Source organism: Pseudoalteromonas sp. PAR1 (assembly GCF_947311895.1).
Taxonomy (GTDB): Bacteria; Pseudomonadota; Gammaproteobacteria; order Enterobacterales; family Alteromonadaceae; genus Pseudoalteromonas; species Pseudoalteromonas lipolytica_C.
Genome location: NZ_CAMZMY010000027.1, coordinates 47,407 through 57,558 on the forward strand (window position 1 = coordinate 47,407; position 10,152 = coordinate 57,558).

The window sequence follows — 10,152 nt, forward strand, 5'->3', positions numbered from 1 at the left end:
GCAAGCGCCTCGTTCTTATTTTCTAGTTACTTAGCTATTATTGATAAAGCAAATACGGAGCTCGCTTTCGTTTAAAAGTACTTAAGTCAGCTTGCCAGCTTTGCTTAATTTGCTGCTCAGTTTGACCTGCTTCAATGGCTAAACGCAATTTATCAGTACCCGCAAGTTTATCCATGAAACCAGCACGTTCAAAAAATTCTTGATTATTTGCAGTTAGCTTTTGATAGGCTGAAATAAATAAACTTAAATCTAGACCATGAATATCAGCATCTCGTAAATCTTGACCAAACACTTCAATCTCTTTGAATTTAGGGTTCATTGATGCGCCTTCAATTGCACGAGGGGTAAAACTAAACTCCCCCAGTTTTATTGGCGAATAGCCCACAACTTGAAACGGAAAATCCGTACCACGGCCAATGGTAATAGGCGTTGCCTCAAAGAAACAAAGTGATGGGTACAACTGAATCGATTGAGCATTAGGTAAGTTTGGGCTTGGTTTTACCGGTAACTCATAGCTCATTGTGCGCTCATAATTAGCAACGGGAACCACTGTTAAATTAAGTTTATCTGCATTGTTTATCCATCCCTCACCTTTAATCATTTGAGCCAGTTCAGCCACTGTCATACCATGTAAAACAGGAATTTCATGCATGCCAACAAACGAACGAAATTGTGGATCAAGGATAGGCCCATCAACATAAGCAATATTCGGGTTAGGTCTGTCTAATACGATAAATGACTTATCATTCTCAGCTGCCGCTTCCATCATGTAGTGCATTGAGCTGATGTACGTGTAAAAGCGCACACCAACATCTTGAATATCAAATATAATGACATCGAGATCAGCAAGTACTTCAGGAGTTGGCTTTTTATTGCTGCCATAAATAGAAACAACATCAATGCCTGTTTTTGCATCTACAGTACTTTTTACATGTGCGCCTGCATCATGATCGCCGCGAAAGCCATGCTCAGGTGCAAATATTTTACTTACCTTAACTCCTCTATCGAGCAATAAATCAACTAAATGCTGACCATTAATCTCTGAGGTTTGATTAACCACTAAACCAACGCGTTTACCTTTAAGGGCTGGTATATAAGCGTCGTAATTTGCAGCACCAACTTGCAATGGCAAGGTGTTTTCAGAGACTTGTTGTGGAGTCTCTTTACAGCCTAACAGTGATAAACAACTGATAATCATAACAACTAAAAAGCGCATTATTCCTCCACCGCTTTACGTAAAAAACCATCAGCTTTCGATAGAAGCTCTTTAGCATCAACTGCCGATTTTCCTGTTAGTACAATTAAAATAGCTAGTTTGGCACTTTGCTCTGCTTGCTTTAACGCATCAACTGCTTGCTGCTGCGTACAATCAGTCGCTTGCATCACGATACGTATAGCGCGGGCATGCAACTTTTCATTGCTGGCATTCACATCGACCATTAAATTTTTATACACTTTACCTGTACGTATCATGCTGGCGGTACTTAACATGTTTAATACAAGCTTTTGTGCTGTGCCCGATTTCATTCGGGTTGAACCTGTTACAGCTTCAGCTCCGACCACCGGACAAATGCCAATTTGTGGTAAACACATGACCGCTGAATTAGGATTACAAGTCACACCTACAGTTACACAACCTATTGATTTTGCATATTCAATTGCAGAGCACACATAAGGTGTGCGCCCACTGGCAGCTATGCCGACAACAACATCGCGGCTCGTTAAGTTGGCATTTTTTAAATCTTCAATAGCTAAGGTCGTGCTATCTTCAGCGCCTTCAACAGCCTTTTTAAAGGCCGTATCACCTCCTGCGATAATTCCTTGCACTTGCTGATCATTCACACTGTAAGTAGGAGCACATTCAACCGCATCCAAAATACCTAAGCGACCGCTGGTGCCAGCACCAATGTAAATCAACCTACCGCCTTGCTGAAACGCTTCTACAATGTGATCTACCGCAGCACTTATTTGCGGAATAACAAGTTTTACTGCCGCAGCCACTTTATGATCTTCATTATTGATTTTAGTGAGGATCTCAGTAGTGCTGAGCAAGTCAATATCCAAAGTGTCAGGGTTTTGTCCTTCTGAGACAATGCCATTTAACTCTTCGAGTAATTCACGTTGTTGCTTAAATACGTGCTCAGGGCTCATTGGGTTGTCCTTCTTCAATAATGTCATAATAATGCTTTGCCGCTAAAATTGAGGCGCCAGTTAAAGAATCTCCCTTACAAGGAGATAGTTCATTTTGTAAGGCCTGTGGTAATAATGGTTGGCTCACCTTCGCAAGACCACCTATTAAAATTACCGGTAAAGGTGAGTTGCCTCTGCTTTTGCTAATTAACTCAACCACTGACTGTGTATGTTCAGCCAAAACACTTTTTGCCACCTTACATTCATCTTGTAAGCTAAACACCAACGGACTAAATGCTGCATAATCTGCGGGTTTAGCAAGTTTAAGCCAATCACTAATTGCTTGACGAGTACATCCTAGCTGCTCACTCAAGCGAATCGTTAAAGGGCTTTTTGGTAAATCAAAACTATCTATATCGTTTAATAAATGCTGTACAGCCATAAGGCCAATGCGGGCACCACCACCAAAGTCATCAACAGTGAACCCCCAACCCCCAACCAATTTAATTTGATTTTGAGCCGTTAATCGTGCCCCGACAGCTCCCGTACCAAGAGCTACGACAACGCAAGGAGCACCTAAATTTGCCCCATACAGTGAAGTCGTCGCATCACTTGTAATCTCTAAGTAAGCAAATTCGATTTCATAAATAAGCTTGAGCATTACTTTAACTTGCTCAGCAAGGCTTACTGACGAACCACCAGCAAGCCCCATAACGGTAACCATATCGCTAGGCTTAGCATTGCTTTGTTCGCAGACCTCGCGCGTCACTTTAACAATGTTTTCAACTGCTAAATCAAGATCATTCGACAGTGATGCAGAGCCAGCCTGAGCGCGAAATTGCTTACCCGTTGCCAGCTCTTTAAGCTCAGCTACCACCTTAGTGCCACCGCCATCGATGGCTAAAATATATGATGGCGCCATTTATGCCGTTGCCTCATTGCTTGCTTTTCCTATACAGCACACTAATGTGGCAAGCAAGGTGCCAATACATAATTGCCACGTAAACCCTAAGTAAAAGCGCATAGATTCAGGCAGTAACCAATCAATCATGTAAGGTTGCATGAATAGGGTCACCATAAATCCTGTAATTAAGGCAGCTAATACTGACCCTTCACTGCCACGCTTGGTAAATAAAGTTGTAAAGTACACCCCTAATAAACCACTGTAGGAAAAGACCATTACGCTTAGAGCAAATTTTAATAATGGCATATCGCTATACTGCTGCCAGAAATAACAAAGGATAGCCATTAACGCTAAAGCAAGACTTACCAGCGCCATACCCACACGACCTGCTTTAACAAAGTGCTGATCGCTCACTTGCTTATTGGCTTTCTCTAAATATGGGCGATATAAATCTTGCACGATGACTGAAGACATCGAACTAAGCCCAGAGTTCAAAGTAGAAATAGCGGCTGCAATAATACCGACACTCACTAAGCCTTTCACTCCGGCTGGTACTTCGTTTAATACGTAGTACATAAAGATAGTGATTTTTTCACCGTTAAACTCTTGAACAACCGTTTGCCCAGCTTCGCTATTCATTAATGCTGGTTGCTGATAAACGATGTAAAGCAGTAAACCAATAAAGATAAAAATAGCCATAACCGGGATCACCATGACCACTGAAAGTAGTAAAGCTTTACTGCCCTCTTTCGGGCTTTTACAGGTTAACAAGCGTTGTGTCATATCTTGGTCAAGACCAAATGCGGCAATATTTAATAACACAAAACCAGTTAGAACAGAGGCCATGTTGAACACCCCTGACGGGCCAAAGTCTAAATCAAACTTAAACAGTGCCAGCTTTGAGTCTGCCCCTGGGCTTGGTTCATTTAAGGTTGCAATAATGGTTGAAAAATCGGCTGGAATAACGCTCAGCAAGCTCCAAATAACCGCAATAGCCGCACTCACATAGACAATGCTTTGCAATACATCAGAATAAATAACGCTGCGGATCCCGCCCAAAAAGGTATACAACAAACCTGCTAGTGCCAGCACTAGAGTGGCTACAACCACACTGTCTGCATCGATATTTCCGTATAAAATCATCGCAACAGCAATCGCTGCCATATATAAACGAGCACCACTTGCAAACACTCGGCCAAATAAGTACATCAAGCCGCTGCGTCGCTTTGCTTTAGGACCAATGCGTTTTTCTAATAACTCATAGACCGTATAAACTTTTTGCTGATAAAACTTTGGAATTAAGAATGCAGAAACAATAAACGCCGCAATAAAGGCTCCAATATTGGTAGCAATATAAGAAAAGTCTCCTTGGTAGCCTTGATCTGGCCCACCAATAAAAGTGGCAGCTGACTGCGAAGTAGCCAGTACAGATATCGCAACCATCCACGTTGGCATGCTATTTCCGCCTAGAAAAAAATCTTGGCTTGAGTTAGCACGTTTGCGATTAAACCACCAACCACTTAACAACAAAATTGCCGCGTAGCCTGCGAATACTAGCCAATCGAGTAAAGCGTAATTTGCACTCATTTATTATCCTAACCCAAACCTTAATGGAATATATTATTCCATTATTATGACAAAATTAAAATACTTTTATTTTATTATTTTTAGTTACCTAGGCTAGGTAATTGCCACTGACTTTGTTTTTGCTGATATTGCGCTTTGGTCAGGCTTACCAGCAATGGCTTTTTACGCTCATCAAGCCAGGCTAGTAATGTGTCCATATCGCTTTCAGTCATCGCTGTACAACCCGCAGTTGGTTTACTAGGTGCTCGCCACAAATGCATGAAGATACAGCTGCCCGCGCCATTAATATTGCTTGGATTATGCTTAACAACAATGCCTTTTTTATAGAGATTATCTTGGCTATAAATATCTCGGCGCATCCACTCCGAAGAATCCTTAACCGCCTCTTCACCAACAACCGCCTTATCAACTAGTTGGTTATAAAAAGGTGAGCCTTTCACATCGATACAATAGTCGTTAGCAGTCATTGCTTGATAGTTAAGGTTTGTTTGCAGTGAATCTAAATAACCGAATGCTGTACCTAACTCAAAAATGCCCGCAGGCGCTTTACCATCACCCTCTTGTTTTTGCTGTCCAGGTTGTGGCGGATGTAGCCCTCCCCCCCAAGCAAGCCCTGTGCGGCCAAGCACCACAGCATGCTGCTGGCCTTGTTGTTGCCAGCTACCAGCATTTTTTTCAAAGCGATACAACGTGGCATCAATAGCATCACTGTCATTAGCGACCACCACCACGAGCTGCTGATGACTGTTATCAATGACTGGTTTAGGTGATTCTACGCTTGCACAAGCGGTTAAACTCATAGCAGCAATAAGACTGACTAGTTTTTTCATGCTGGCCATACTCCGTTTGTTATTAGTTCTAGACCGTTTATTGACTCAATGCCAAGACCGGGGGCATCCGATAAGTTAATTTGTGGACCGTTAAATACAACCCCACCTTGAACCGGGTCGTATTGACCAAGCGCTGGACCGTCGAGGTCTATTTTGCTTATTTGTTGCGCTTTGGCTGAAGCTAAATGCGCTGCACCTGCTACAGCAATACTGCCCTCTAACATACAGCCAATCATACACTCTGCTTGGTATTGGGCAGTGATATTAGCAATCTCAATTGCTCGACTTAAACCGCCCGTTTTCATTAATTTAATATTGATAATATCAACTGCGCCAAGCTCTAAAAGTTGTATTACTTGCTTAGGTGAAAAGGCGCTTTCATCGGCCATGATCGGGGTGTTCACTCGCTCAGTAATATATTTGAGACCTTGAATATCACTGCTTTTTACTGGCTGCTCAACCAATTCTAACACCACGCCTGCTTGCTCAAGTTGTTGCAGTGCAAACACTGTTTGTTTGGCATTCCACCCTTGGTTTACATCTAAACGTAACTGCGCCTTAGCAGCAAACCCTGTGTGAATTGCCTTTACACGTTCAATATCTTGATTAAGGTTATTGCCGATTTTTATTTTTAATACATCAAAACCTTGCTCAACCGCTCGCTGACAGTCACTAAGCATTTTATCTATGTTATCTACGCTGATGGTAATATCAGTCTTTAACTCTGACTTACCACCACCGAGCAATTTGTATAAAGGCGCTCTGTAGAGCTTGCCCCATAAGTCGTAAACCGCTAATTCTAAAGCCGCTTTTGCGCTGCTATTACCAATCACCGTTGATTGAATAATGTGAGTAAGCTGGTTGATGTTTTCGATTTCTAGCCCCACTAATTTAGGGGCAATAAACTGCTGAATGACCGCTATCATTCCTTGATGAGTATCGCCTGTAATAACCGGAGTTGAGGCCGCAGAGCCATAGCCAATTTGGCCACATTCGGTATCGATTAAAACCACTAAATCCTCAATAAAACTGACTTCTCTTAGTGCTGTTTTAAATGGGGTAACTAATGGCACTTTGAGCTTTGCAAAGCGAACAGCTTTAATTTTCATATTGGCCTCTAACGAATACGCTTAATGTTATAAATACGATCTAAGTAGCTGGTTTCTTGAGATAATCTAAGTGGCAATAATGGCGTGACCGACACCCCATTCAAGGCACTACTATAAAAACTACCATCGCCTTTGTTATAGCCTAAGCCTTTCACATCATGAATAACATACGGCTCGCCTTGGTGCTCTCCTAAATACATCATCACGTGACCTGGAATATAAATAAGATCGCCAATCGCCATATTTTTAACCACCGGTAATTTTGCGTCTGCGGTCGTATTTTTATCAAAGCGATTATTTTGTCCGTATTCACTACTGCCTTGCTGGCCTGAATTACGTGGCATTAATAAGCCAAAACTTTTATAAATTTCGCCTACAAAACCTGTACAGTCACGGCCATTGTAATCATGTCCCCAGCCATAACGTTCACCTAAAAACTTAAAACCTTGTTTTATTAGGTTTTGCTCGTTGTATTCTAAGTAACCTAAATTTACGTCGGCGGTTTTACTGATCATCGCCGGTTTTATAACAAGCTGGCCTTGCTCATTGCGGGTGGGCAGCTGAACAACATGGCTTGCATACGTGTTTTGACCATTGAGCAAATTAGGTACTTGTTCGTTATCAAGCAAAGGTAAACGCACACCCATATCTAGTTGGACTTCTGAGCTTGCAGTGTCGTTAGGCACATAGGCGGTATTTACCTTTGCGCCGGTTACAACCAAAAAGTTATCTTGCTCTCGATAAGCTTTAATTTCATCAGCGTCAGCAAAAGCGATATCTTCACTAGGTGCCCATGCTAAATAGTTGTAAGCACGAACTAATAGCCATTTTTTATCTGCACTTTGATGCAATACAGCAACAGCTTCACCCGGGAACATGCCGCTTTCTTGAAAGCGATCTAAGTCTTGATCAAGACCACTATTTAATACTCGGTCCCAGGTTGGAAAAGTGCGCAGAGCAGTTCGCTTAACAACCATACCAAAACGAACCGTGTTACTACTGGCCACTTTATTAAGGTTTAGGTTAGCTTGATATTTGGCGAAGTCTTTGGCGGTTAACTGTCTACCATCAGTAAAAAAACGCGGGCTTTTAGGGATAGAGCTTGCAGAGTGAATCGCGCTTGTTAATTCCTCTTTACTCAATGTTGTTTGAAATGACAGTGGATCAACAATGTATTTATTTTCTTTAATCAGTTTTTCGTTAAAGGCTGTAATTTGCGCCTCTGTCATGATCATTTTTGCCGATGCACCTTTCGCTAACCAGTAATTGGGCGAAAGTTGCGACTGAGTAACCGCAATAACATCTGATTGCCAGCCCTCAGCATGAATAGGTGCACAAAAGGCTACACCTAAGCTAATTGATAACGCGATAATTGAACGACGCATAGCTGTTCCTTAATTCTTATTGAATGCGTGAATCTAATAATTTTGTAAACGCATGCTGCAACTTTTGCTGCATTTGCTTACCGACTTTTGGCAAATTGGCTTCGTCAGCTCCGCCTATTGACTGCAGCACGCTGAAAGTAAATTCACGACCACCTTGATAATTTCCTAAACACACATGTGCAAGCATCACTGTTTCTGTGGTTGAGCGCGTTTCACTTGGACCCCAGCCTATTTTTTGCCAAACACGCCATTGTCCATTAGTTGCAGTGTCGAGCACCTCTTTTGCAGAGCGACTATCATTAGGGGCTATAACATTTGCCAATGCATTTGTAACAATGTGACTTATACCCACCATCATACCGCCAACCTTAGCATGTTGATCGGTATGTCCTGTGCCGTTAAGTAGCACATCTACATCACTACTTTGTAAATTAGGCATTTGCGTAATTGGCTCACGTTGATGACTTACTAGGCGCTTTAACCATTCAGCTTGAGCAAGTGTGGTCATTGCTTTATTACCCGTTAAACCACAACTATCACAACGATACCGTAAATAACCGGGATCATCACTGCTTGCAGTGTAACGGTCTATCTTTGCATCAAACTCTTTATTTATCGGGTTATGCCAATAGTCGTCTGATGGGGCAAACTGCTCTGAGCCATATGCACCGTTAAACAACAAACGTTGATCCTGCAGTTTCAGCCAGCCCTCATTAAAAAGCCCACGTAAGTATTCTCGCCCTGCCACATTAACAAAATAACTGGCAATAGCATTTGAATTACCATCGGCTTTACCAAATGCTTCGTAGCTATTAATACTGCTGATCAAATCAGCCAGTGCTGTATCTCCTGCAAACGCAGTTGCACCTAGCTCAGGGTGAGCTTGCCTCACTCTTGATAACGCGCCAGTAAATGCTTGAATTTTTGATGAGCTCCAAGGTTCATATAGCTCATTGTGACTACCATCACTTAAATAACGGTAAGCAAGTTGCCCACTCTTAACCTGATAATCTATCAATAACAACTTGCCTGGTTGCAGAGGATCTGCAAAGTACAGCCAGTCAGCAGCCACGCGAGATTGCCAATCTGCTTGTTGATAATTCACCTGCGATGCTGTTTTATAGTCTTTTGCATCATCATCATTATTTAAACTTAAACAACCAGTATTTGTTAAATCAGCAGGAAGAATTGCAGGGGCTAGCATGACCCTATCAAAGTACTCTTCATCAGACAAAACAACCTTACTTGCACTTGTTTGGCAACCCGCTAGCAATAAAAAACCACATGATAAAGCTAGCCGCTTTTGAAATGCAGCTTTAGTATTCATAAACTAAAATTCCCATTAGTTATTATTTTTGGAATATTTTATTAAATCTAACACAATTTGACCGTGAAGCAAGTTAACTGGGATTTATTGCTAAATATCAAGAAAATATGAAAGTAAAAAGGTACAAAGTGAAACGAGCAAACTTACCATGCACTTTTTGCTAGTGTAATTTGAAGCTACTTATACCGATACGCTTAATTAACTGGTCTATTGTTGTGAATTGCTATTAAACGCGGGATATAAAAAAATAATATGGCGGACGCGGGACGTATTTTGAAACAGTGAACCTTAGGCTGCGTGGTTCAAAGTTGCTCTAAGAGAAATGAACGCGATAAAACGTTATGTTTATTCACGACTGAAGTCGCTCCTACAACCACACGTACGCGGATTGCAGGCACAAAAAAACCGACTTTCGTCGGTTTATGTCACTTTCAAGAAGAAAGTGGCGGACGCGGGACGTATTTTGAAACAGTGAACCTCCGGCTGCGTGGTTCAAAGTCGTTCTAAGAGAAATGAACGCAATAAAACGTTGTGTTTATTCGCAACTGAAGTCTCTCCTAAAACCAATCCTATGCGAATTGCAGGCACAAAAAAACCGACTTTCGTCGGTTTATGTCACTTTCAAGAAGAAAGTGGCGGACGCGGGAGGATTCGAACCTCCGACCGCCTGGTTCGTAGCCAGGTACTCTATCCAGCTGAGCTACGCGTCCGCAGTATGTTTTTGCATGTTTAAGTCGTGCATTGACTGTGTCTTAAAGACAAAAAAACCGACAGCTTGTCGGCTTATGTCACTTCCTAGAAGGAAGTGGCGGACGCGGGAGGATTCGAACCTCCGACCGCCTGGTTCGTAGCCAGGTACTCTATCCAGCTGAGCTACGCG

The 10,152-nt window shown here is 42.1% G+C and carries 8 protein-coding genes and 1 tRNA gene; all 9 read right to left on the reverse strand.

The features are described from left to right. Positions 1-37: 37 nt before the first annotated feature. Positions 38-1,216, reverse strand: a complete 1,179-nt coding sequence (locus QL229_RS17940; RefSeq protein ID WP_249930256.1) for a DUF1343 domain-containing protein — start codon at positions 1,214-1,216, stop codon at positions 38-40. Beyond that, on the reverse strand, positions 1,216-2,151 hold the full coding sequence (murQ, locus tag QL229_RS17945; RefSeq protein ID WP_135925862.1) for an N-acetylmuramic acid 6-phosphate etherase: 936 nt from the start codon (positions 2,149-2,151) through the stop codon (positions 1,216-1,218). Before murQ ends, QL229_RS17940 begins: the two co-directional genes overlap by 1 nt. Beyond that, complete coding sequence (locus QL229_RS17950) at positions 2,141-3,052, reverse strand: BadF/BadG/BcrA/BcrD ATPase family protein (protein WP_138558663.1); 912 nt, start codon at positions 3,050-3,052, stop codon at positions 2,141-2,143. Before QL229_RS17950 ends, murQ begins: the two co-directional genes overlap by 11 nt. Beyond that, positions 3,053-4,621 (reverse strand): sodium:solute symporter, encoded by a 1,569-nt coding sequence (locus QL229_RS17955; RefSeq protein WP_138558664.1) that lies wholly within the window; start codon positions 4,619-4,621, stop codon positions 3,053-3,055. An 80-nt stretch (positions 4,622-4,701) separates the two neighbouring features. Then, positions 4,702-5,451 carry a L,D-transpeptidase family protein gene (locus tag QL229_RS17960; protein WP_281547248.1) on the reverse strand — a complete coding sequence of 250 codons (750 nt, stop codon included), beginning with the start codon at positions 5,449-5,451 and terminating at the stop codon, positions 4,702-4,704. Next, complete coding sequence (locus QL229_RS17965) at positions 5,448-6,560, reverse strand: dipeptide epimerase (protein WP_138558665.1); 1,113 nt, start codon at positions 6,558-6,560, stop codon at positions 5,448-5,450. The genes QL229_RS17960 and QL229_RS17965 overlap by 4 nt, the downstream gene beginning before the upstream one ends. Positions 6,561-6,568: 8 nt before the next feature. After that, positions 6,569-7,945: an SH3 domain-containing protein gene (locus QL229_RS17970; RefSeq protein WP_138558666.1), complete on the reverse strand. Its 1,377-nt coding sequence runs from the start codon at positions 7,943-7,945 to the stop codon at positions 6,569-6,571. 16 nt (positions 7,946-7,961) lie between these two features. Next, entirely contained in the window at positions 7,962-9,272 is a 1,311-nt protein-coding gene (locus QL229_RS17975) for a hypothetical protein (RefSeq protein WP_281547249.1), read from the reverse strand. 633 nt (positions 9,273-9,905) lie between these two features. Beyond that, positions 9,906-9,982: transfer RNA gene (locus QL229_RS17980), tRNA-Arg, on the reverse strand. Positions 9,983-10,152: the final 170 nt, after the last annotated feature.